Origin of the sequence: Alcanivorax sp. 1008 (genome assembly GCF_020667895.1) — a bacterium.
Lineage (GTDB): Bacteria > Pseudomonadota > Gammaproteobacteria > Pseudomonadales > Alcanivoracaceae > PGZG01.
This window is the reverse complement of the sequence record NZ_JAFMPS010000006.1, coordinates 140,049-163,320: the sequence shown is the minus strand read 5'-3', so window position 1 is coordinate 163,320 and position 23,272 is coordinate 140,049. Positions and strand designations below refer to the sequence as shown.

At 55.3% G+C, this 23,272-nt stretch carries 23 protein-coding genes and 1 other RNA gene; 10 read left to right on the top strand and 14 right to left on the bottom strand.

Going from position 1 to position 23,272, the window contains the following annotated elements; translation table 11 throughout:
• Positions 1 to 19: 19 nt before the first annotated feature.
• A complete protein-coding gene (dapB, locus tag J1C54_RS09490) occupies positions 20 to 817 on the bottom strand; it encodes a 4-hydroxy-tetrahydrodipicolinate reductase (RefSeq protein ID WP_229146791.1) in 798 nt (265 codons plus the stop codon).
• Positions 818 to 897: 80 nt separating this feature from the next.
• On the opposite strand from dapB, the gene J1C54_RS09485 reads away from it, so the two are divergent.
• Positions 898 to 1,494, top strand: a complete 597-nt coding sequence (locus J1C54_RS09485) for a nucleoside deaminase (RefSeq protein WP_229146790.1) — start codon at positions 898 to 900, stop codon at positions 1,492 to 1,494.
• Here the strand turns inward: J1C54_RS09485 and J1C54_RS09480 are convergent.
• The 5 genes from J1C54_RS09480 to hrcA all read right to left on the bottom strand — a co-directional run bounded on the left by J1C54_RS09480 (position 1,485) and on the right by hrcA (position 7,759).
• Positions 1,485 to 2,642 (bottom strand): hypothetical protein, encoded by a 1,158-nt coding sequence (locus J1C54_RS09480; RefSeq protein WP_229146789.1) that lies wholly within the window; start codon positions 2,640 to 2,642, stop codon positions 1,485 to 1,487. The genes J1C54_RS09485 and J1C54_RS09480 overlap by 10 nt on opposite strands.
• Positions 2,643 to 2,750: 108 nt before the next feature.
• Positions 2,751 to 3,875 (bottom strand): molecular chaperone DnaJ, encoded by a 1,125-nt coding sequence (dnaJ, locus tag J1C54_RS09475; protein ID WP_229146833.1) that lies wholly within the window; start codon positions 3,873 to 3,875, stop codon positions 2,751 to 2,753.
• 94 nt (positions 3,876 to 3,969) lie between these two features.
• Positions 3,970 to 5,895 carry a molecular chaperone DnaK gene (gene dnaK / locus J1C54_RS09470; protein ID WP_229146788.1) on the bottom strand — a complete coding sequence of 642 codons (1,926 nt, stop codon included), beginning with the start codon at positions 5,893 to 5,895 and terminating at the stop codon, positions 3,970 to 3,972.
• A 107-nt stretch (positions 5,896 to 6,002) separates the two neighbouring features.
• Complete coding sequence (grpE, locus tag J1C54_RS09465; protein WP_229146787.1) at positions 6,003 to 6,566, bottom strand: nucleotide exchange factor GrpE; 564 nt, start codon at positions 6,564 to 6,566, stop codon at positions 6,003 to 6,005.
• A gap of 113 nt (positions 6,567 to 6,679) precedes the next feature.
• Positions 6,680 to 7,759, bottom strand: coding sequence for a heat-inducible transcriptional repressor HrcA (gene hrcA, locus J1C54_RS09460; RefSeq protein WP_229146786.1), 1,080 nt, complete (start codon positions 7,757 to 7,759; stop codon positions 6,680 to 6,682).
• A 124-nt stretch (positions 7,760 to 7,883) separates the two neighbouring features.
• Here hrcA and recN point away from each other — a divergent pair, with 124 nt between their 5' ends.
• Positions 7,884 to 9,557 (top strand): DNA repair protein RecN, encoded by a 1,674-nt coding sequence (recN, locus tag J1C54_RS09455; protein ID WP_229146785.1) that lies wholly within the window; start codon positions 7,884 to 7,886, stop codon positions 9,555 to 9,557.
• A gap of 10 nt (positions 9,558 to 9,567) precedes the next feature.
• Here recN and fur read toward each other — a convergent pair whose 3' ends face one another.
• Positions 9,568 to 9,972 carry a ferric iron uptake transcriptional regulator gene (gene fur / locus J1C54_RS09450; protein WP_229146784.1) on the bottom strand — a complete coding sequence of 135 codons (405 nt, stop codon included), beginning with the start codon at positions 9,970 to 9,972 and terminating at the stop codon, positions 9,568 to 9,570.
• Positions 9,973 to 10,074: 102 nt separating this feature from the next.
• Here fur and J1C54_RS09445 point away from each other — a divergent pair, with 102 nt between their 5' ends.
• Positions 10,075 to 10,485 carry an outer membrane protein assembly factor BamE gene (locus J1C54_RS09445; RefSeq protein ID WP_229146783.1) on the top strand — a complete coding sequence of 137 codons (411 nt, stop codon included), beginning with the start codon at positions 10,075 to 10,077 and terminating at the stop codon, positions 10,483 to 10,485.
• 7 nt (positions 10,486 to 10,492) lie between these two features.
• Here the strand turns inward: J1C54_RS09445 and J1C54_RS09440 are convergent, their stop codons facing one another.
• Both J1C54_RS09440 and J1C54_RS09435 read right to left on the bottom strand, forming a co-directional pair.
• Positions 10,493 to 10,807, bottom strand: coding sequence for an RnfH family protein (locus J1C54_RS09440; protein ID WP_229146781.1), 315 nt, complete (start codon positions 10,805 to 10,807; stop codon positions 10,493 to 10,495).
• 7 nt (positions 10,808 to 10,814) lie between these two features.
• Positions 10,815 to 12,200 carry a sodium-dependent transporter gene (locus J1C54_RS09435; RefSeq protein ID WP_229146779.1) on the bottom strand — a complete coding sequence of 462 codons (1,386 nt, stop codon included), beginning with the start codon at positions 12,198 to 12,200 and terminating at the stop codon, positions 10,815 to 10,817.
• A gap of 124 nt (positions 12,201 to 12,324) precedes the next feature.
• Between J1C54_RS09435 and smpB the strand changes: the two genes are divergently transcribed.
• Positions 12,325 to 12,801, top strand: a complete 477-nt coding sequence (gene smpB, locus J1C54_RS09430) for an SsrA-binding protein SmpB (protein WP_229146775.1) — start codon at positions 12,325 to 12,327, stop codon at positions 12,799 to 12,801.
• A gap of 42 nt (positions 12,802 to 12,843) precedes the next feature.
• Here the strand turns inward: smpB and J1C54_RS09425 are convergent, their stop codons facing one another.
• Complete coding sequence (locus tag J1C54_RS09425) at positions 12,844 to 13,113, bottom strand: hypothetical protein (RefSeq protein WP_229146773.1); 270 nt, start codon at positions 13,111 to 13,113, stop codon at positions 12,844 to 12,846.
• 162 nt (positions 13,114 to 13,275) lie between these two features.
• Here J1C54_RS09425 and ssrA point away from each other — a divergent pair.
• Positions 13,276 to 13,630: a transfer-messenger RNA gene (gene ssrA / locus J1C54_RS09420) on the top strand.
• Positions 13,631 to 13,724: 94 nt separating this feature from the next.
• On the opposite strand, the gene J1C54_RS16750 is transcribed toward ssrA, so the two are convergent.
• Both J1C54_RS16750 and J1C54_RS09415 read right to left on the bottom strand, forming a co-directional pair.
• A complete protein-coding gene (locus tag J1C54_RS16750; RefSeq protein ID WP_370635638.1) occupies positions 13,725 to 13,958 on the bottom strand; it encodes a diguanylate cyclase domain-containing protein in 234 nt (77 codons plus the stop codon).
• A complete protein-coding gene (locus J1C54_RS09415; RefSeq protein ID WP_229146832.1) occupies positions 13,903 to 15,336 on the bottom strand; it encodes a diguanylate cyclase in 1,434 nt (477 codons plus the stop codon). Before J1C54_RS09415 ends, J1C54_RS16750 begins: the two co-directional genes overlap by 56 nt.
• Before the next feature lie 309 nt (positions 15,337 to 15,645).
• On the opposite strand from J1C54_RS09415, the gene J1C54_RS09410 reads away from it, so the two are divergent.
• The gene (locus tag J1C54_RS09410) at positions 15,646 to 16,554 is read left to right on the top strand and encodes a 6-carboxytetrahydropterin synthase (RefSeq protein ID WP_370635637.1); all 909 of its coding nucleotides are present in this window, start codon (positions 15,646 to 15,648) and stop codon (positions 16,552 to 16,554) included.
• Positions 16,555 to 16,571: 17 nt separating this feature from the next.
• On the opposite strand, the gene J1C54_RS09405 is transcribed toward J1C54_RS09410, so the two are convergent.
• Positions 16,572 to 17,522: a LysR family transcriptional regulator gene (locus tag J1C54_RS09405; protein ID WP_229146772.1), complete on the bottom strand. Its 951-nt coding sequence runs from the start codon at positions 17,520 to 17,522 to the stop codon at positions 16,572 to 16,574.
• A 196-nt stretch (positions 17,523 to 17,718) separates the two neighbouring features.
• Here J1C54_RS09405 and J1C54_RS09400 point away from each other — a divergent pair, with 196 nt between their 5' ends.
• The 3 genes from J1C54_RS09400 to J1C54_RS09390 all read left to right on the top strand — a co-directional run bounded on the left by J1C54_RS09400 (position 17,719) and on the right by J1C54_RS09390 (position 20,438).
• Positions 17,719 to 18,054: an Arc family DNA-binding protein gene (locus J1C54_RS09400; protein WP_229146771.1), complete on the top strand. Its 336-nt coding sequence runs from the start codon at positions 17,719 to 17,721 to the stop codon at positions 18,052 to 18,054.
• A gap of 63 nt (positions 18,055 to 18,117) precedes the next feature.
• Entirely contained in the window at positions 18,118 to 19,434 is a 1,317-nt protein-coding gene (locus tag J1C54_RS09395; RefSeq protein ID WP_229146770.1) for a sensor histidine kinase, read from the top strand.
• The gene (locus J1C54_RS09390; RefSeq protein WP_229146769.1) at positions 19,431 to 20,438 is read left to right on the top strand and encodes a response regulator; all 1,008 of its coding nucleotides are present in this window, start codon (positions 19,431 to 19,433) and stop codon (positions 20,436 to 20,438) included. Before J1C54_RS09395 ends, J1C54_RS09390 begins: the two co-directional genes overlap by 4 nt.
• 37 nt (positions 20,439 to 20,475) lie before the next feature.
• Here the strand turns inward: J1C54_RS09390 and cqsA are convergent, their stop codons facing one another.
• Entirely contained in the window at positions 20,476 to 21,738 is a 1,263-nt protein-coding gene (gene cqsA, locus J1C54_RS09385; protein WP_229146768.1) for an alpha-hydroxyketone-type quorum-sensing autoinducer synthase, read from the bottom strand.
• A gap of 298 nt (positions 21,739 to 22,036) precedes the next feature.
• Between cqsA and J1C54_RS09380 the strand changes: the two genes are divergently transcribed.
• Entirely contained in the window at positions 22,037 to 23,269 is a 1,233-nt protein-coding gene (locus J1C54_RS09380; protein ID WP_229146764.1) for a GGDEF domain-containing protein, read from the top strand.
• Positions 23,270 to 23,272: the final 3 nt, after the last annotated feature.

The window sequence follows — 23,272 nt, the reverse complement described above, 5'->3', positions numbered from 1 at the left end:
TAACACGCAGGGATGGCAGTTAAAGGCCAAGTACCGCCCGCATATCGTAGACCCCTGGGGGCTGCTGACCCAGCCAATCGGCGGCCCGCACCGCGCCTCGGGCGAAATTCATCCGACTGGTAGCCCGGTGGGTAATCTCAACCCGCTCCCCCTCACCGGCAAACATAACCGTATGCTCGCCGACGATATCGCCAGCGCGGATGGTTTCGAAGCCGATGGTCTGACGCTCCCGGGCACCAGTGCGCCCCTCACGACCATAAACCGCACAGGCCTTCAGATCCCGACCTAGCGTGTCAGCAATCACTTCCCCCATGGCCAGCGCAGTTCCTGACGGGGCATCAATTTTGTGGCGGTGATGCGCTTCGATAATTTCGATGTCCACCTCATCGCCCAACACTCGCGAGGCTGTTTCCAGCAGGCTCAGGCACAAAGTCACCCCGACCGAATAGTTGGCAGCAAAGCAGATTGGGATGACCTTGCCAGCCTCATGCAGCGACTTTTTCTGGGTATCACTGAGCCCGGTGGTGCCGATCACCAGCTTACGGCCCGCATCACGGCAAATAGCAATATGGCGCTCAGTGGCTTCAGGCAAAGTGAAGTCAATAAACACATCCGCGTCGCGAACCACGCTGGCCAAGTCATCCGACAGCGATACGCCCAGCTTGCCGACGCCGATCAGCTCGCCAGCATCCGCGCCGATCAGACTACTGCCCGGGACATCCACCGCAGCCCCAAGGGTGAGGCCATCGGCATTGTTAACCGCTTCAATCAGGGTGCGTCCCATGCGCCCGGCGGCGCCAAGAATTCCAACTTTCATTGTCTTGTGTCACCTGCAGGAAAAGGTGCGCTAGTGTATCGGGTCACAGCCCGATGAATAACCCCGGACGGCAGAGAAACATGACAGCAAACGAGATTCGCCTGATCCAGCCCGACCGGCTTGCCGACGAGTGGCTTAAAGCACAGAAACAGCGACCAAAACCCACCGATGACCAGAGTCGGTTACAGGCGGTGCTGGCGCTGGCAGCGCTGACCATAGCACATGACAGCGGCGGCCCATTTGCCGCAGCAGTCTATGCTCTGGACACAGGAGAGCTTATATCTACAGCAGTTAACACGGTAGTAAGCAATCACTGCGCAGCCGCCCATGCGGAGCTTCAGGCGCTCTCGCTGGCCCAACAGAAGATCGGCAATTACACCCTGATAGATCGACCCTGCGTACTGGTGAGCTCCAGCGAACCATGCACTATGTGCCTCGGGGCCATCGCCTGGAGCGGTATACAACAGCTGGTATTTTCCTCCACCCGGGAAGATGTGGAGCAAATTGGCTTCGATGAGGGGCCGATAACCCGAGAGTGGCGGCAGCAACTAACCGAGCGCGGGATTCGCGTTTCCGGCCCAATGCTCCGCGAAGAGGGTCGCCAGATATTAAGGGACTATCTGAACCACCAAGGGGTTATCTATAACGCCCGGCCATTGGGCCCAGCTCAAATCTGAAACGGCGGCAGGAGCACGCAATATAGATTATCGCCACTACGCTCCATGTGCTTGCGACGCGCCCGATCAAAGCTGCGGAAGCTGGAACCACTGGCCTGCAGGGCCTGCACCTCCTGCAGGCGCTTCTGCGCATACAGACGGTCCAGTGCCTCCATGCTATAGGATGGCTCCGAGGCAACCGCCGCCTCAAGCTGACGAATAGCCTCATCGGTCTCTTTGGTCTGCTCCATATACAGCAGGCTGTTGGCATATTCGTAGCGGACGATAGCCATATCCCCGGCCAGCTCCACAGCCCGGCCAAAAATCTCACCGGCATTAACTGGCTGGGCGTTGAACGTCATACGCCCAGCGGCTTTACCCACCCGGCGAATTACATTGGCGTCAAAGGCCGCATTAAGCGCCAGCGACAGAGCGTGATCCGGGTCCACTGCCATAGCCTCATTGGCTGCATTAATCACCATCGGCGCATATCCGTTGGCAAGCATCACCGGTACCGGCACGTCCTCTGCCAGGCGACCGACCGCATAGGCAAAACCGAGCCGGAAGATTACGTAGTCCTTATGAAATTCCTCCTCCCCGGGCAGGAATGGCTGCGCTTGGGCATAGGCCTGAATACGGTCGATAGCGTCCTGCAGCAGCATCTGCTTGGCAGAATCGGTACGCGTCAGGTACATGGCCTGCATCAGCTGGGCAAACACTCCCGGCACCTCCGCATAACCACCATAGCGAATACCCAGATCACGGGCCTTACGAAAGTCGCCGCGGAAAAATGCCTGCCAGACTTCCAAAACATTCAGGCTATGCATTTCCCAATCCGCATCCTGATACCCCAGCTGACGCATCAGATCCGGAAAGCGGGTATAGCGCTCTCGCAGGTACTCGGCAGACGGGAAAGCAATCTTCAGGCCACGCATCAGGTGTGGCCATTTTTCGCGGATTTCATCGAAGGTGTAGGTAAAGGGCAGAGGATCGAACGGCGCTTTCTCCCATTCACCCTCCACCACCAGAGGATCAATGACGATTTTCGCCCCATCCTTCTGATCGAAAGTGGCAATGGCTCTCTGGCGGGCCTCATCACCCGGCGAAGCAATACAGAACAATGGCAGACTGGCGCAAATGACAAGCGCGCTGGCGAGTATCCGTCTCATCCCCGAAAACCTGTTGTTGTTATTCGTCAGGTTGCCCGCCAGCAGGCGGACAACTCAGTGGGGGACGACTATAGCAGTGAGACTAATAGCAACAATCCGGCAAATGTCTCAAAAGCCATCAAAAAAACGTCTTACACCTTCAAACCAGCTTGTTTTACGGGGGTTATGTCGAGAATCCTCACTACTCATTGATGCCTGAAACTGGCGCAGTAACTCTTTCTGCTCACTGCTCAGACCCACCGGCGTCTCCACCACAATGCGGCACATCAGATCACCAGCTGGACCACCTCGTACGGAGGTAACGCCCTTTCCGCGTAGCCTGAACAGCTTTCCGGTCTGCGTCTCCGCTGGCACCTTCAGCTTGACCCTGCCATCGATAGTCGGCACCTCAAGCTCCCCGCCAAGGGCCGCGTCGACAAACGAAACGGGCACTTCGCAGTACAAGTCGCTGCCGTCTCGCTGGAAGATTTCATGCTCCAGCACAGATATCTGCACATACAGATCACCTGCCGGCGTGCCATTCTGGCCCGCCTCACCCTCGCCCGCCAGACGGATGCGATCGCCGGTATCGACACCGGCCGGGATGGACACGGACAGAGTCTTGGTCTTTTGCACTCGACCCTGACCATGACACTTCTTGCATGGGTTCTTGATGATGGTACCGCTGCCACGGCAAGTGGGGCAGGCCTGTTGCACGGTAAAGAAACCCTGCTGCATGCGCACCTGGCCCACTCCACCACAGGTCGGGCAGCCAGTGGGCTTTTCAGAACCTTGTGCACCGCTGCCTTCACAGCTGTCACAGGTTGCCCATGTCGGCACGCGAATTTTCTCGTTGGTCCCTTTTACCGCGCGCTCCAGATCAATTTCCAGGGTGTAGCGCAGATCTGCACCGCGACTCGGCCCGCGACGTCGACCACCGCCAGCCCCGCCAAAAATATCTCCGAAAATATCACCAAAAATATCTCCGAAACCGCCAGCACCGTGAGCGCCACCGCCAGCCGCTTGACCGTCCACACCAGCATGGCCGAAACGGTCGTAGGCAGCCCGCTTATCGGCATCGTTCAAGATTTCGTAGGCCTCCTTGGCCTCCTTGAACTTTTCCTCCGCCTCGGCATTGTCGGGATTACGATCCGGGTGATACTTCATCGCCAGGCGACGATAAGCTTTTTTCAACGCATCGGCGTCGGCTTCACGGCTCACGCCGAGGACTTCGTAATAATCGCGCTTGGACATGGTGTCAGTCATTTCCTGTTCGCCTATCGGCACGACGCCGGGGCGAGCCCGGCGTGGTGAGTCAGTTGTCGGACGTCAGACGCCTGACAGCAGATTACTTGCTGTTGTCGTCCTTCACTTCCTCAAACTCTGCATCGACAACATCGTCAGCCGCAGCTGCACCGGCACCGTCGTCAGCGGCGGGCTGGCCCTGCTGGGCAGACTCGGCATAGAGACGCTGCGCCAGAGCGCCGGAGGCATCTGCTACCGCCTTGGTCTTGGCTTCAATCTCTTCCGAATCACCGCCTTTCAGAGCAGTCTCCAGTTCCTCCAAAGCGCTATTGATGGCGTTTTTCTCGTCATCATTGGCCTTGTCACCAGCTTCTTCCAGCATCTTGCGGGTCGAATGCAGAAGATGATCACCCTGATTGCGGGCCTGTACCAGCTGCTCAAACTTGCGGTCTTCCTCAGCATGAGCTTCGGCATCACTGACCATCTTGTCGACTTCCTCATCAGACAGACCGGAGTTAGCTTTCACCTGAATGGTCTGCTCCTTGCCGGTAGCCTTATCCTTCGCGCTGACATGCAAAATGCCGTTAGCGTCAATATCGAAGGTCACTTCAATCTGTGGCATACCGCGCGGCGCAGCCGGAATATCTTCCAGATTGAACTGACCCAGCGATTTGTTCTGGCTCGCCTGTTTACGCTCACCCTGAAGGACATGCACGGTCACTGCAGTCTGATTATCAGCCGCCGTCGAGAATACCTGCGACGCTTTGGTCGGAATGGTGGTGTTCTTATCAATGATCGAAGTCATCACTCCGCCCATGGTTTCGATACCGAGGGTCAGCGGAGTGACGTCAAGCAGCAGCACATCAGTCACGTCACCAGACATGATTGCACCCTGCAGTGCAGCACCGATAGCAACGGCCTCATCAGGGTTGACATCGCGACGCGGCTCTTTGCCAAAAAACTCCGCAACTTTTTTCAGCACCAGCGGCATACGGGTCTGACCACCAACCAGGATCACATCGGTGATGTCAGAGGTTTTAACGCCGGCATCAGTCAAGGCAATTTTGCATGGCTCAAGCGACTTGCTAACCAGATCTTCCACCAGCGACTCGAGCTTGGCGCGGGTCAACTTGACCACCAAGTGTTTCGGGCCGGAAGAGTCGGCGGTAATGTACGGCAAATTCACTTCAGTCTGCTCGCTGGAAGACAGCTCGATCTTGGCCTTTTCCGCTGCCTCTTTGAGACGCTGCATGGCCAGCGCATCACCGGAAAGATTAATGCCAGTGTCCTTCTTGAACTGGTCAGCGAGGAAGTTGATCAGACGCAAATCAAAGTCTTCACCACCCAGGAAGGTGTCGCCATTAGTGGACAACACTTCGAACTGCTTCTCGCCATCAACGTCGGCAATTTCAATGATCGACACGTCAAACGTACCGCCACCGAGGTCATAAACCGCAATCTTGCGGTCCTTGCCATCTGTCTTGTCCATGCCGTAGGCCAGAGCAGCTGCAGTCGGCTCATTGATAATGCGCTTTACTTCCAGGCCTGCAATACGACCTGCATCTTTGGTGGCCTGACGCTGTGCATCATTAAAATAGGCCGGCACGGTAATCACCGCTTCGGTGACTTTCTCGCCGAGGTAATCCTCAGCGGTTTTCTTCATCTTCTTTAGCACTTGAGCTGAAATTTGTGGCGGAGCCAGCTTTTCGTTACGAGCCTGAACCCAGGCGTCACCGTTATCAGCCTTGACGATTTTATAGGGAACCATCTCGATATCTTTTTGCACGACATCGTCAGAAAAACGGCGGCCAATGAGACGCTTCACCGCAAACAGGGTATTGGTTGGGTTGGTGACGGCCTGACGCTTGGCGGACTGACCTACCAGCACTTCATTATCGTCTGCGTAGGCAACGATGGACGGCGTAGTGCGTGCACCCTCGCTGTTTTCCAGAACCTTGACCTTGTCGCCCTCCATCACGGCAACACAGGAATTGGTGGTACCCAGATCAATACCGATGATCTTACCCATTGCATTTCTCCTTTCACGTCTGCCTCCGGTCCCTGTCGGCAACCGGAGAAGCTGATTTTGGTTTCAGAGCCTATATGGCGCCGACTGACAGTGTTTCAAGTGCTGGCTCAAGGATTTTTTGCCACCACCACCCGAGCCGGCCGTATCAAGCGGCCATTGAGCAGGTAGCCCTTCTCAAGCACTTCAATAACGCTATTCGCCTCGGCATCAGGCATCGGCACCATAGCCATGGCCTCATGCATCTGCGGATCAAACTGCGCCCCCTTCGGATCCACACCCTCAATGCCATGCCGGGCAAAAGCATCTGTAAGGGACTTGAGGGTCAGTTCAATACCTTCACGGACGGCGGTGAGGGCATTGTCTTCCATCGGTAGCGCGGCCAGACCGCGCTCAAGATTGTCGGCCACTGCCAACAAGTCCGCAGAAAACTTCTCCAACGCAAACTTGTGCGCATTGGCAACCTCCCGCTCCATGCGCCGACGCATATTCTGGATTTCCGCCTGGGCGCGCAGATCAGCCTCGGCCAGCTGGCGGCTAACATCAGCCAGCTGCTGCTGCAGAGACTCCAGCTCGGTAGCGGTGTCAGACGACGTCTCCGCCGCCTCCACAGAAAGCTCGCTTTGCACCGCCTCAGACTCCCCCGCTTGCGGGTCTTTTTCCTGTTCGCTCATGTAATTATCTCCGAATGACACACGGACAACGGGCCCGTCTTTCAGGAAAGGCGGCAACGATATGGGAACGGTGCAGGCAGATTCAAGGGCACAGGCCAATTAATCCGGCCAAATCAGCTATTGCGCAGCGCCGCTGACAGCACCCGAGAGGTGATATCGACAGTAGGAATGACGCGTTCATAGTCCATTCGTGTCGGCCCAACCACCGCCAGCACCCCAACAGTGTGGCCCTCCGCACGGTATGGCGCCGACACCAGAGAGTACTCATCGAAGGCTTGATAGCCAGCCTCACGGCCAATGAAAATCTGTACGCCATCGGCACGGGCACTGCGCTCCAGCAGATGAAGGATGTCCCTTTTGCTATTGAACGCCTCAAACAGATCCCGCAACTTGCCAAGATCATCAGCTCCGGCAGCCCCCAGCAGGTTGGCTTCGCCAGACACCACGTACTCATCGCCGGCTTCTTGATCCGGACGCCGCAATGCCTTTGCTGCCACATCCATGGCAGTCTGCATCATCAGATCCATCTGCCGTTTGTCCGCGGCCATGGTTTTCAACAAGCCATCACAGATATCGTCAAGATCACAACCCGCATAGGTGCGATTGATATAATTTGCCGCCTGCCGCAGCTCGTGCTCTGCATACTCCCGGTCGGTATGAATAACCCGGTTCTGCACCTCCGCCCGGTTAAGCACCAGAATCACCAAAACCCGCTGCCCGGAAAGGGGCAAAAACTCGACCATACGCAGGCGCGTAACGTCGCGCCGCGGCACCACAACCACCCCCGCCATACGGGTCAACTCTGCTAGCGCGCGCGAGGCCTGCGCCACCAACTCCTTGGGGGACTGATCGGGATCAATCAGCCTCTCCAGCTCCTTCTTCAGAGAGCGGACATTGGCATCCTGCATGGGCGCACTGCGCAGCAGAGCATCCACATAGAGCCGATAACCCGCCTCGGTGGGAACACGCCCTGCGGAGGTGTGCGGGCTTGCCAGAATGCCAAAATCCTCCAGCTCCGCCATTATATTGCGGATAGTCGCGGGACTTGCCTGCAGCCCGGCTCCACTGGCAAGGGTTTTCGAGCCCACCGGTTGGCCATCACGGATATGACGCTCTACCAACGCCATCAACAGGCGTTGCTTTCGTTCACTGAGTTCTGGGTTGGTCATGGGCAGCAGACTGAATGATGACAACGGTCTTCATTATAGGAGGGCATCTGCTCAGGGGAAGGGCTGACGGCGGCGCTAACGGCAATATTGTAGTGTCGCTGCAAATACCAGTATCATCGCTCAATCATACTGATCGCATGGACAGCATATGCTTACCCATCTCGGCGTCCGCCACTTTGCCACCGTCGAATCCCTTGAGCTCGAGCCCGGCCGCGGGCTGACCACCATCAGCGGCGAAACCGGGGCCGGCAAATCAGTGCTGATTGACGCATTAGGGCTGACCCTTGGGGACCGGGCAGACAGTAGCGTAGTGCGGGCCGGCTGTGAGCGGGCCGAAGCGGAGGCCACCTTCGACCTTAGCGACTGCCCGGCGGCGCGCCAATGGCTGATAAGCCGCGAGCTGGACCATGATGATGACTGCATCCTGCGCCGCACAGTACGTCAGGACGGCCGCTCCAGAGCTTACATCAATGGCTCTCCAGTGCCGATTACCGAAGTTCGCGAGCTGGGCGAGTTACTCATTAGCATTCACTCCCAGCACGAACATCAGTCGTTGTTGAAAAAGGAATCCCAGCGCGCTCTGCTGGATAGTTTCGCCGGTGCCGACAGCCTGCTACGCACACTGCGTCTTCAGTGGCGCGAATGGCGTGATGCCCGCAAGGCCAGAGAACAGGCGCTAAATAGCGCACGGGAGTCGGGAGAGCGGCAGGAGCTGTTGCGCTTCCAACTTGAAGAGCTGGATGCTTTTGATCTGGGCGAGCAGGAGTTGGCTCAGCTGGAAAGCGAGCAGAAGCGCCTCGGTAACGCGGACGCCCTGATCCGTCTTTGCCAACAATCTCTAGGCCTACTTTATGAGCAAGAAGAGGGGGCCGTTGCTGATCAGCTGGCACGGGTGCAGCACTGGCTCGGCGATGCAGCAGATGGCGACGAAACTTTAGGGACCACCCTGAGCACCGTCGAATCGGCTCGCCTGCAGGTGGAAGCCGCAGCCGATGATCTACGCCATTACCTGGATCGTCTGGACCTTGACCCTGAGCGTCTTATTCAGGTGGAAGAGCGACTTGGTCAGGCTTATACACTGGCCCGCAAACATCGAGTCAGACCGGAACAGCTATCCAGCCACCACCAAACCCTTCGCGACGAAGCGAGCCGACTGGACAATCACGACAGCCATCTGCTTGCCCTGGAAGCTCAGGAGCATCAGGCAGAAACCGCCTTTATGGAGTCAGCCCGCAGACTGTCGGAGCTACGTCGCAGCCATGCCAGCGCCCTGGCCAACGGAGTCTTGGGCAACCTGAAGGAACTCGGCATGAAGGGCGCCCGCCTGGAAATATCACTGAGCGCCTGCGAACCCGGAGCTGAGGGACTGGAGGAAGTGGAGTTCCTGTTCACCGCCAATCCGGGCCAGCCACTCAAGCCCCTCGCCAAGGTCGCCTCAGGGGGCGAGCTTTCACGCGTCAGTCTGGCCATTCAGGTGATATGCGCCAAGACCTTAACCGTGCCATCTCTGGTCTTTGATGAAGTCGATGTCGGCGTCGGTGGGGGCATCGCTGAAATTGTGGGGCGTCTGCTACGCGAACTTGGCGACCATGCTCAAGTGCTATGCATTACCCACCAGCCTCAAGTGGCCAGCCTTGGCCACAGCCATTGGCAGGTGCAAAAACAGCAGAAAAAAGACAGCACCCACACCAGCGTATCGCCATTGACTAATGAGCAGCGAGTTCAGGAAGTGGCGCGAATGCTCGGCGGCGTCGAGATAACAGACTCAACGTTGGCACATGCCAGAGAAATGCTGGAAAAAAGTCAGGCTCATAGCGCCTGACACTCTGACGTCAGGATTTCTTTGGCCGCACGTACAGCACCAGTTTGTGATCTACCAGCTCGAATCCATACTTCTCGGCAATGGCGTGTTGGCGCCGCTCGATTTCCGGGTCAACAAATTCGATCACTTCATTAGTGTCCATGCATACCATATGGTCATGGTGCCCCTCGTTGGCCAGCTCAAACACCGCCGAACCGCCCTCGAAGTTATGCCGCATGACAATCCCGGCCTGCTCAAACTGAGTCAGCACACGATAGACCGTCGCCAACCCAACATCCGCACCAGACTCCAGCAACGCCTTGTAGATATCCTCGGCACTCATGTGGCGCTCTGCCGCTTCTTCCAGATGCTGCAGAATCTTTACCCGTGGCAGAGTGACCTTCAGGCCAGCTTTGCGTAACTCCTGATCTTCCACCGATTTACTCCTGAGTTAAGCCGCCGATCAGCCGACGGGTGAACTTGTGTCCCCAGACAGTGTCTGTATTATCGCCTCAACTTGAGTGAAGTCGACACTACTATGCGTATTCTGCTGCTGATTTCCGTCCTGCTCGTTACCGCGCTGACCACTGCGTGCAGCACTGTGCGCTTCCCCGGCGTCTACCGCATTGACATCCCGCAGGGCAACTTTGTCACCGAAGACATGGTCGATCAGCTCAATCCAGGCATGTCTCCGGAGCAGGTTCGCTATGTTATGGGCATGCCAACCCTGATTGATCCATTTACCCCGGACACCTGGTTCTACCTGATGCGCTTGCAGCCGGGCAAAGGCGATATGGTCGAACAGCAGATCGTGGTGCACTTCCGCGATGGCGCTTACAGCCATCATGAAGGTGAAGTCATCGCAGACTTCCGCTCCAAGGTCATTGCCCCGCAGGATCGCGACCTCGCCAGCCGTGCAGACCAGCAGCGCCGCGACAGCGAAGAATAATCAACGCTCAGGCCTGACCTGAGCGCTTTTCCTTAGCCTGCTTGGCACGTGCTTTGCGGTTGTCCTTGGGATCAATGATCAACGGGCGGTAGATTTCCACCCGCTCGCCCTCCGCCAAAACCCGCCCCTTGGGGTTAGCCTCAACCTTGCTGAAAACCCCCATGCTGGAATGCTCAATATCCAACTCAGGGAAAAAACCAATAATCCCCGACTGTTGCACAGCGTCATACATGGTGGCACCGACTGGCACTCGCAGACTAATCAGCTTCTGCCTGTCCGGCAGGGCATACACCACTTCAACATTCAGCAGTTCGTCGTTCATACCAGCCTCAAATCAGACCAATGCCATGGGCAAACACCGCCAGAATGGCCAGCGGAGCAATGATTCTGACCGCCACTCGCCAACCAAGATAGACCTTGAAGCTTGCCATGTTGAGCTCTTTGCGGGCATGGCTATCCTTCATTACCCAACCGGCGAAGATAGCAATCAGCAACCCGCCCAGGGGCAGCATGATATTGGTGGTGAGGAAGTCCAGAGTGCCAAATACGGTTTCACCAAATAGCGTCTTGTCGGACCAAAGATTGAATGACAGCACTGAGCCAATGCCGATGAGCCACGCAGCCAGGCCCAGCACGATTGCAGCCCTCGGCCGAGACCAGCCCGCCTCAACCAGCCACGCGACCAAAGGCTCCAGCAGGGAAATAGACGAGCTCCAGGCCGCGAACAGCACCAGGACAAAGAATAGCCCTCCGAACCAGATTCCCGCGGGCATCTGCGCGAATGCCAGCGGCAATGTCTGGAACAGCAAACCAGGTCCAGCCCCCGGCTCAAGGCCATTGGCAAACACAACCGGGAAAATGCATAGCCCGGCAACCAAAGCCACCAGAGTGTCCAAAAAAGCGATGGTTAGCACTGTCGAGCCAATCGATACGGGCCGCCGCCGGCCATCTTTACCGCTGACTTCCTTGGGCATGTAAGCGCCATAGGCCATGATCGCACCCAAACCAAGGCTCAGAGTAAAGAACGAGTGCCCCATGGCTACCAGCACAGCCTCCGAACTGAGCTTGCTAAAGTCCACGGTAAACATGAACGCCAACGCTTCATTAAAGCCACCGCTGGTCGCAGCATAGCCAAGCAGCACCAGCAGCATGACAAACAACGCTGGCATCAGAACCTGTACGGCTCTCTGCAGTCCCCGATAAATACCCTGCAACACCACAACCACAGTCAGCAGCATGAACACGCTATGACAGAGCAGCATAGTCATTGGGCTGGCCAGCAGACCATCAAACACCGCAGCAACTTGCTCGGTATCCGCTCCGACCAGCACCGTTGGCATGGCAACAATGTAATACAACGCCCAACCAGCGATGACACTATAGAAAGTAAGAATCAGGAAGCCTGCGGTTGCGCCGAGATAGCCCAATGCCTTCCAGCGGCTGGTCACCTCTGCCTGGCCAGCAAGCTTTTTCATGGAGTTAACAGGGCTCATGCCACCACGCCGGCCCATCATCACCTCGGCCACCATCACCGGCACGCCGACCAGCGCAATGATCAATAGATACAGGAGAACGAAGGCGCCACCGCCATACTCCCCGGCGATATACGGAAACTTCCAGATATTACCAAGCCCCACTGCCGAGCCGGTGGCCGCCAGGATAAACACCCAGCGGCTGGCCCAAGTGCCGTTCAGTGGTGCGCTGCTGTTGTCCATAGTTGCTCGCTCAGATAACCAAAGGCGTCATTTTCCGGACAAAAGCGGTGTGCCTCAAGGAAAACCGGAAAAACCATCATGTCAGACATGCAATTGGCTGCAGCTACCGTATAATCGCGGCCCTATGAGCAAAGCAGCCAAAGGGGCCGGCGCCCCACGTGACATCGCCGTAAACCGTAAAGCGCGGCATGACTACCACCTTGAAGAAACTTTTGAGGCCGGGCTGGTATTGCTTGGCTGGGAGGTGAAGTCCCTGCGCGCCGGCAAATGTAATCTGGCCGAGTCCTACGTGATGCTCAAGGACGGTGAGGCCTGGTTATTTGGCTGCCGGATCGAGCCGCTCAGCACCGCCAGCACCCACATCAGCCCAGAGCCACTGCGCAATCGCAAGCTGCTACTGCAACGCCGCCAGTTGTCTCAGATCTTTGCCGGGGTACAAAGGGATGGCTACACCTGCGTGCCCGTCAGCATGTATTGGGACCGCGGCAGAGCCAAGCTGGAAATAGCCCTTGCCAAGGGCAAGCAAAACTTTGACAAGCGCGCCACCGAGAAAGAGCGGGACTGGAAGCGGCAGAAGCAACGCCTGATGCGCGGACGCTAGCACAAACCATAAAAAAGGGCCGACTAGTCGGCCCTTTCCTCTTTAGAACGCTTTGCCTGATCGGCGCCCCCGCCAAGCACTGAGCTCCTCACGTAGCTGCCAATAAAACAGCAACCAGGCACGCAGCACAGCCGGCAGAAAGTACAGCGCCACCAGCACTACCAAAAAGCCAATATGGGTCAGGCTGTCCACCAGCAGGACTCCAGCGGAATAGGCAATCAGGGCTACAACCAGCCCGATTCCACGGTAAGCCAATGGGTATTTCTTCAGCGGCGCACCCAGCGCAGCGATGCGATCAACCAATGTTTTCATGGTTTCTCTCCTTAAATCAGAAAACTTCTTCACGCCCTTATATTGCGCCCGTTGCCCCCGCCCACAAGGGGCTTTCTGACTTATTGTCCGACACAAAATTTATTTCATTTTTTTACCTTGAAACTACTTCTTAATGGCCCCATAAAGTATCCTGTACCAACTGGGGCCGACATGGTTTCGACGCCGGTATTGAATCTTGTGGTGCATGCCGAGCAGGCTACGATGCTCGTAAATCCATTGTGGCAAAAAAGTAATCGCAAACGACGATTCCTACGCACTAGCAGCCTAAATCCCTGCTAACCGTCGCGCGACCCTGTCTGTGGGGGAGCAACACGGGCACGCATACACAGACTCGCGATGACGTTCGCCCCGGACTGAATTGCTAAAACTTTAGGGGATCGGAACCAGCACCCTGCCCGTCGGGCCGCTGGAACCTAAATTAGTAGACACGGCTAAGCATGTAGATCTGCAAGTGGATTGCTGACGGACGCGGGTTCGATCCCCGCCGGCTCCACCAACCAGTAAACCCTGGCCTGATTTTGCTACCGCAAAAGAGGTCAGGGTTTTTTATTGCCCCAGCTATTGTTGCGCCTCAAAAAGGAACCGCGGCATCACACCGGCAACGGGGAACCTTTACCTCTCTGACTTTCAGTTACAGCGCTGCACACCTGATCTCGCCCCGACTGCTTGGCGCGATAAAGCAAAGCGTCCGCATCAGCGATCAACCGCTCAATAGAATCATGATCGCTCAGAGTGACAACACCGAAGCTGGCGCGCAGGGTAATGCTTTCAGTGCCTGCCCATAACACCCGCTCGGCCAGCTCTTGCCGCAATCGTTCCGCCATATTGACGGCCGACTGGATGTCCGCATCGGGCAACAACAAAATAAACTCCTCGCCCCCCCCAACGGGCCGCAAGATCCTCCCGACGGCACAGATTCCTAAGTAGCACAGCGGACTCCCTGAGAACCTCATCCCCAACCGCATGACCGTACAAATCGTTAATAAATTTGAAGTGGTCCAAATCAAACAGGACTAATGAAAGCGGGCGGCCGTGTCGCAATGCGGCAACCTTTAACTGCTCTCCTTGCTCCAGCAAGGCGCGCCGATTCAGCAGCCCAGTCAGCGGATCAACTCTGGCAAGCTGCTCTGCCGAATGCCGTGCGTTCTCATGCTGACGAACGAGGTAAGCCACCGCCAACGCCAATAGCGTTGCCTCAATCAGAATGCCAATTTCAACCGCTCGATAAGAGAACATGGAAAATGGTAACCAGCCCCATACGGTCATGGTTGTTAGAGCGGTACCAGCCATCCCACTGCAGGCAGCAGCCAGAAAATACTTCCCCGCAGGTCGCTGGCGCCGCACCGCATCCCACCCCAGCGCAACCATGGCAATGGCGAAAACAAGTGCTGTGCTAAATGCCAGGAAGGCCGCTTCACGTTGCCACCGCAGGGCAATAAACACAGTCATCAGACAAATTACTGCACGACAAAAAAATTGCAGCGTTCTGGCCAGCGCCGGAGCGTACTGGTGCAACCCAAGAAATCCGCTGGCAAAACGAAATCCCGAGCACGCAAACAGCACCATCAACGCGAGAATGATGTAGTTTTGCAGCACAGGCGAATCCGACCACAACCAGGTATAGCCATGCCCCGTATAGGCCAGATTCATCAACCCAAAAAACAACAAATAAATGGAGTAATCACGATGACTGGGCTGTGCCAGGCCTAAATAGAGCATCAAGTTGTAGGCAAGCAAGGCAAGCACAAAGCCGTAAACCAGTCCGTAACTGTAACTGGTAGCGCGCTCCATGGCCGCGGCGTCATCCACACCCAGTAAGCGCAAGGGCAACAACAGCGGATCAGCCGTTACCGCGCGCAAATATATTTCCGTACTACCCGGCGGAAATTCATGTTCGAACAAATAGCCCATTCCGGCCCGAGGGCGCAAGTAATCAGACGCCTGGTCTCCAGCCACTTGATGGCTGACTATCTGGCCAGCATGTGCGGCATAGAAATCCAGCCGGTCTATCCATGTTGTGCCGGCGAGCAGCAGTCGGGATACGGGTTGCGCATCTGGATTCTCAACCACCAGCCTGATCCAGACAGGCTTCGGCCCGATTCCAAATGTAGGAACAGGGCTTTGACCGACCTGAAAGCCATTCCCGACCTGAGCCCTGACAGCGTTAATATCGAGCGGGCCAGCCGTCTCCTGAAGGATCATTGAGCGCAAACCCAGAGGGCTCGTCGGCACCTCGTCAGTCCAAACGGCGCCCACATCAGCCATGTTCGCGCTGGCCATTAAAGGCCAAAAGAGTATCAGCGCGGCAAGCCCCCGCCATACAACACCACACACCTTCATGACTGGCACCCTGAACATGAAGCCCGCAGCATACCCCGGCGGGTGTGACCGATAAAAGAGCGAGAACAGGGATGTTGTACTGCGGCGCTCTGAGGCACGGTTCACAACGACAACACTTTGCGCTGCAATTGAGGCCTTCGGCGGCTGGCACCGGCCAGCTCAACTGTCATAATGGCTGCCGTTGCTATCAAGCCACCTAAACGGATCACCATGGCCACCCTGTTTGTCGAAAACCTGACAGTGCTCGATTTCTCTTACCTTCATGCCAAGCGAGGCATGGTTGGAGAGTCATGGATTGTGGACCTTGAGCTATCTGGCGACCTCGATGCCCAGAGCATGGTGTTCGACTTCGGCCATATCAAAAAGCAGATCAAGCGTGTGTTGGATGAGTGCGCCGACCACCGATTGCTGGTCCCCGTGGAAAATGAGCTGCTTACCCAAGGCACCGATGGCGAGGAACGCATCAGTATCACCTGGCGCTACCCGGGCGGCGATATCCGCATGCGTGCTCCGGAGTCTAGTATTCTGCTGGTGCCCGCCATGGAGATCAGCAAAGGCAACCTGTCACTGCTACTTACCGAGCGCATTGGCGAGGTTTTACCGGCAAATGTCACCGAGGTGCTGCTCACCCTTCGCGAGGAAGAGTTTGGCACCTCCCCGTTCTACCACTACTCCCACGGCCTCAAGAAGCATGATGGCAACTGTCAGCGCATTGCCCATGGCCATCGTTCCAGAATCGAGATCCACGAAAATGGCCGACGCAGCCGCTACTGGGAAAAACTCTGGGCGGATCGCTGGGAGGACATCTATATCGGCACGCAGGAAGATCTGGAAGGCACCTACTACATAGATGAATCGCCACACCACCGATTCCGCTATGAAAGCGCTCAGGGGCTATTCGAACTGCTTATCCCGGAGGACCACTGCTACATGATCGATACGGACTCCACCGTGGAGCAGCTGGCCCAGCACATCGTCGAAGAGCTGACCCGTGAAGCCCCCGGCAAACACTTTCGCGTCCGTGCCTTCGAGGGCGTCGGCAAAGGCGCCGTTGCAGAAGCAGGTCAGATGCGGGTCTGACCCCTCGACAGACCAGATTAGATAGGCAGTGCGGCTATCTGTTCAGCCTCTTCCTGGATCAGCCTCCGCAACCAGCGATGGGCAGCGTTGTGATGAAGCAGTGCGGACCAAGCCATCTTCAGCTCGAACTCCGGGATCTGAAAAGGCGGCTCCTTAATCACCAGGCTGGAGTTCTCTGCCTGCATTCTCGCCACCCGAGTCGGCAAGGTAGCAACCAGATCGTTGTTCATGGCCAGCAACGCCGGCATCTGATAATGGCGCGTAAAAATGGATATCTTACGACTGCGCCCGATGCGCATAAGAGCCTGATCAATCCACCCCAGACCGCCCAGCTTATCCGGGTTCATACCGAAACCGACACCAAAGCCCGTCTTTGATACCCAAATATGCTGGGCACTCAGATAGCTTTCCAGATTAAAGTCTGCGGCCGTGGGGTTGCCCCGATTCAGCAGACAGGAAAATGAATCTCGCCACAGGGTAACTTGATGAAAAGACTGAGGAATCTCATTGAACCGGTTAATCGCCATATCAACCCGGCCCTGTTCCATATCGGTATAACTGACATCTGAGGGGGTAACAAAATCTAGCACCAGATTGGGGGCCTCTGCCCGCAAGCGGCGGACGATATGCGGCACCAAAGTAGCCTCCGCATAGTCGCTAGTCATAATCCGAAACACCCGGCGACTGTCAGATGGGCGGAATAGCTCGTCAGGGGTCAACATCAACTCTGTCTGAGCCAACACTTGCCGAACCAGCGGCTGAAGCTCCAGAGCCCTCTCCGTGGCGGTCATCCCTTCAGATGTGCGAATCAGCAGTGGGTCATTGAACAACTCGCGCAGGCGCTTCAGCCCGTTACTCATCGCCGGCTGGGTAATGCCCAACTGCTCTGCCGCCCGGGTCACGTTCTGCTCCCGCAGCAGCACATCCAGATACTTGAGTAAGTTAAGGTCGACCCTGCCTACATTCACAGCCTGAATGCCCCCGCCATTAAAATAAACAGAGGGAATTATGCCATGATCTGGAGGCCCGTAGGCGAGCTATGCCGCCACTGATGTCAATCTGACATAATTGACCCGCATGCCGATGAGCGTATTAACTGACGTACCAGCTAGCCCATCGACCTCGGGCAGCCGAAGCCATATGCCCAGATAAGGACGATTCGCCATGATCCGTTTCGACAAAGCCGCTAGCGAAGCCAGAGCCGAAGTAGAGAAGTTCGTTGTTCGCCCGCCCGGGGGCATGCGTCAGGAAATCGCCGAAGTGGCCCGACGCAGCCGCCGGAGCATGAACTCCGAGATCGTTGCCCGGCTGGAGCGCAGCCTTGCAGAGAGTGAAGTCATTGAAACTATCAGCGAAAACCCACCGGCAAGCGCTCCTCAACTGCGCGCTGTGGAAGTATCTCGGGTTCAGGCTGGTAACGATGCCGAGCATCGTTTGCTCCAGGCCTTCCGCAAGCTTGAGCAAGGCAAGCGCGACGCTCTTCTGCGTCTGCTGGACTAACCTGCTTAGCCCTCTGGATCCAGCCGCTCGATCGGCTTGCCAGTTTCGCCTCGTGGAAAGCTGATGCAGCGGAGCTTTTCTGGTGGCAGCTTGTTTCTGCAAAGGCTGTCGTATGCGATAAAGGAAAGCGCGCACTATTCACGCTACAACGCGCCAATGGTGGGGTGGCTTGGTGTTATCGGCTTTCCGCTTTACTACTTCATCTGGAACGACCTTTTCCCTCAACCCTACGAAAACCTCTGGCTGCGGCTCGCAGGAACCGTAATCTGCCTGCCATTGGTATTTCATCGCTTCTGGCCCAAAAAGCTTAAAGACCATTTTGCCACCTATTGGCTACTGACCATGGTTTTCACGCTGCCGTTTTTCTTCACCTACATGCTCCTTCGCAATGACATGTCTTTGGTCTGGGCCATGTCGACTATGGCCGCATTATTTTTACTGGTGCTCGCCCTGCATGACTGGCTTCTGGTAATGCTGACCTCGCTAGGGGGCTCCGCCCTCGCCTGGTTGGCATTCTGGCTTACTACTAATAGCCCTCCGGTTCTGGACGCCTACTTTGCCCAGCTGCCCATATATCTGTTTGTTGTCATAGCGGGCAGCATATTCAACTACACGGCACAGATGGTTAAAGACGAGAAACTGGATGCCTACGCTTCCGTGGGAAGAAATATCGCCCATGAGCTACGCACACCGCTACTCGGCATGAAGGGGGCTGCCGGAGCCATCCATCAATATCTACCAGAGCTTATTCATGGCTACCGACTGGCGCAGGAGTCCGGGCTGCTGATGCGCGAAATAAGAGCATCAAGAGTTGACCAGCTCCACTCCGCCGCTATGCGAATAGACGAAGAAATCGACTACTCGAATATTATTATAGACATGCTACTAATAAGTGCCGGCCAGACGTCACTAAAGGCAGACGATAGTGGCCTGCACTCCGCCAGCAAAACCATCGAAGGGGCATTGGCTCGCTACCCGTTCAAGTCTAATCGGGAGCGAGAACTGGTCCATTTCCAGGCTGAAGGGGACTTTGTCTATCTCGGCTCAGCCCTGCTGGTAACACATACGATCTTCAACCTGCTCAAAAACGCATTGCATAGCGTACTAAAGGCCGGCAAAGGTCATATCACCATCAGCATCAGGTCAGAGGGAGAGGAAAATATAATTTCCATACGCGATACCGGTCTTGGCATAGCCAATCATGACTTGCGTCATCTATTTGAGCATTTTTATAGCTCAAAATCAGTCGAAGAGGGCTCGGGTGTTGGCCTTTCATTTTGCAAGCGCGTCATGAAAAGCATGGATGGCTCGATTTCCTGTCAATCCGTCCTCAGCGAATACGCGGATTTCATTCTAACATTTCCGAAGCAGGACCGATGAAGCCAAGACGAATACTCCCCTACTACCACCCATCCACCGTAATATTCGTGGATGACAACGAGCGCTTTCTGGACAGCTTCACCCTATTGCTATCAGAGAGGCTCGCTGTGCGCTGCTTCTCCAGCACGTCCGCTGCATTGTCATTTATCAATGACAATGCAGCGCGACCACCTTTAGACAAACGTTGCGTCTCATTTCTTGGCGCTCAACACCGCCCGGGCGGCACCTTACGCCTTGATCTTGCTCTGGTGGAGCAGGAAATCAGCAACCCGGACAGGTTTAGTGATATATCAGTAGTTGTTGTTGATTACGACATGCCAGAAATGAGTGGCCTGGACTTCTGTCAGGCCATTAATAGCCGGAGAGTCAAAAAAGTTCTGCTCACCGGCGTGGGTGATGAGAAAGTTGCCGTAAGGGCATTCAATGATGGACTGATAGACAGGTTTCTGACCAAAAACGACCCACAGATTCAAGCCAAGATCAACCAGACAATCGATGACCTTCAACGACGCCACTTTGAAGACATCTCATCTTTGATCCAGAGCACTCTGGAAATGAAGTCTCCAGAATTTCTGCTAGAAGATGAGTTCATCTTCCTTTTCCAAAGCCTTATTCAGCAGTACGACATTGTTGAATATTACTATGTTGAAGACCCGAATGGCTTTCTGATGGTATCTCACCAAGGAGAGCTTTATCGCCTGATCGTGGTAACCGAGTCTCAGGCCGACGAGCAGATATTTTCTGTACGAAAATACAACCCTCCACAGGAAGTCATCAACAGCTTGAAAAGCCATCGATCTATTATCTGGCTATGCGAGCAACCTGATGAAAACGACGAGTCCGGTTCTTTCGACTGGAATGAATATGTTCATAAGGCGCACACATTTCAAGGCAGTAAGCCATGGCTCTACACACTTGTCGAAAACCCGCCAGCTGACATTGAATACAGCGAGGGCGAGTCAAGCTATAGCGCACACTTAAAGGCCATCGATCAGCAGGGGTAATCTCGCCAGATATGGAGGCAAGATTACCCTCCCCTGACTAACAAATGGTACGCAACATGGTCGTCTGGCCACTAGCAGATTTGCGTCGGGTTGAACTCCACTCCCACATACCTACCTGGTCACGAACATCCTCGCAAGCCTTTAGCAGTTTGCCGATTTCGTTCATGGACATAGAAGCGTTAATGCTGAGCCTCAGCAAAGATCGCTTCTTTGGTGTCGCGGGAGCACAAAAGACGGAGCCAAATATGTCATTAGCCTCCATAGCCTGACGAAGACACAAGGTGTCGTATTCCAGACCAGACTCCAAAGCAATGATCTGCGACTTGCTGGCATCAACGTTATAGCCAAGATCAGCCAGCCCCCGACGAACAATATCCGCATTTTTGTGCAAGGACTCACGTCGCCATTCATCCCGGATGACAACATCCAGCGTCTTATCAAGCGCCGAAATTTCGTGGGGCAGCAAGCATGAGCTAAAAATTGCAGGCCGCGCAGTAAACCAAAAATAGTCACTAAACCCAACAGGACACATTATAAGCCCTGCCCGACCAGCAAATGCCTTGGCCAAGCTGGCGGTAATAAAGTCCACATCACCAGTCAGGCCTTGACCAGCCACCATCCCTGCCCCGCTGGGGCCATGCGTTCCGAGCGAATGTGATTCATCAACGATCACAAGGCACCCCATCAGCTTGGCCATTCCTACGGTCTCAGCCAGCTTGCATACACTGCCATTGGTGCTGTAAACCGAGTCGACGCATACAACGCCAGGGCCATGAGCAGTAATCTGACGTCTGAGGTGGGAGATATCGTTATGCCGCCAGGGATGAGCTTCTGCGCCAGCACTTTGAATGCCATCCCAAAGCGACGCGTGCGCATGCATATCAATGTAAACCGGCACACCCGGGCCTGAAATTGCTTGAAGCAGGCCAACGTTGGCAGCGTAGCCGGATTGCGAAAGAATCGCTTCCGGCATTCCAGCCCAATCAGCAAACCTGCATTCAAGTTGCTTCTGTGGCGTCTGCCCATGCAAAAATACGCCGGACATCAATACACTTTCGGATGTCGCCTTCAGGGCATCTATCTGAGCGCTTACAATCTCCGGATGACCGGCAATAGAAAGGTAGTCATTGCTGATCAGGCGGACCGAGCTAGCACCCGGAGACCTCCCCCGCATAATATGCTGACCACGCCACTCATTCTGCCAGCGATCAACACGGAACTCATCTATACGCTGATCAAGGTACTGCCTGGCTGTCAGTGCGTTCCGTGAGTCGTCCTCAACCTGCAAAAGGTTATTCATAACAGTCACTCCGCCTCTCGTGTGATTTAACAAAGAACAAGGTTCTTCCCACGGCATAATGTGGCAGCATGTTGAGTGAATTTATTCATACTGAATAAAAGATGCTCGCAATTGGCATTAGATGGATTTCTTATTGGAACTATTTAGATGTCATAAAGAAATCATCTCGCCCTGACCGCCCGCCTGAAGCGCGATGATGATCATGACAAAAGCAGGCTGGCAGTTAATGGCATAGTGATGCTATAAAAAGGGTGCACAGGACTGCCGCCCGGTTTAGAACCGCACAAGGAAAGGCGCAATGAGCATCATCAGACACTCTCCGCCGGATCGACCACTTCCGAATGGCGCTGACATAGGCCTGCCATGGCATCTGGGATTGCCGGCACCCCTTGAGCGCGGCTTTCAGGTTTACCTGCTAGGCCTCACCCGCACACTGATCAGATCTTCATTTGTCATCGTCTTGATACTGCTAGTTAGTGGCAGCATGGTCGAAGTACTCATCGACCCTGCCAGCGCCATGCACAGCTGGAGAGCCCGCCTTATTGCGATTATGGCTTCCACTCTTACCTGGTGGCTCGCCGGGCAAGAGCAGACGGACTGGATAATCCAGCCATCGGTATGTTTAACCGCACTCATCATTTCAATAACCAACAATTACCTAAGCATTACTCTCAGTCATAGCCTCTCCTACACTTACTACCTTTTTAATCTGCTTGCGATATTACTGATGGGCACATTGTTCCGAATTACCTTTCGCTGGAGCCTGATTAATAGCGCCTTGATTCTGTTATTGATGATTTTCTCAATGCTTGTGTATAGCGAGCTCACTCCAGCCGAGACGTTGGTACTGTTTTTCTTCGTTCTTGCCGGTGGCGTACTAAGTCTTTATGGCCAATACAATTTCGAAAAGCTTCAACGTAAACACTTCCTCGCCGAGCGCGTTCTGGCCATGCATCGCAACGAGCTACACTCAGCGAATCTGGTTCTGGAGAATCAAGCCACAGAGGACCCGCTCACTGGCGCCGTCAATCGTCGAGGAATGGAAGAGCGCCTGAATCGACAGATTAATCTCCAGCGGCAACGCAAGACGGAAGACGGCAATCTCTATGTTCTACTTTTCGATATTGATTTTTTCAAGCAGTACAATGACAGCTATGGCCACCTGGCAGGTGATGACTGCCTGCGCACAGTTTCAACCGTCGTTCAGTCAATGATTCAGCGTGAGGCAGACTTTATCGCTCGCTACGGCGGCGAAGAGTTTTTGGTCGCGCTGAACGGCATACGACTGAATGACGCGCTGGTATTTGCGGAACGCGTGAGGGACAGAATTGAAAAGCAAGGTATTGAGCACAAGGCGTCGCGTAATAGCAACGTAATTACCATCAGCGTCGGAGTGGCCGGGTGGAGGCCGGAAATTCACCACACTTCAGAGCTGATAAGGATGGCCGATGAAGCACTATACGAAGCCAAGGGACTGGGCCGAAATCGAGTTGTTCTTCTGGATGAGGGCGGTACAGCACGTCCTCTATGAACC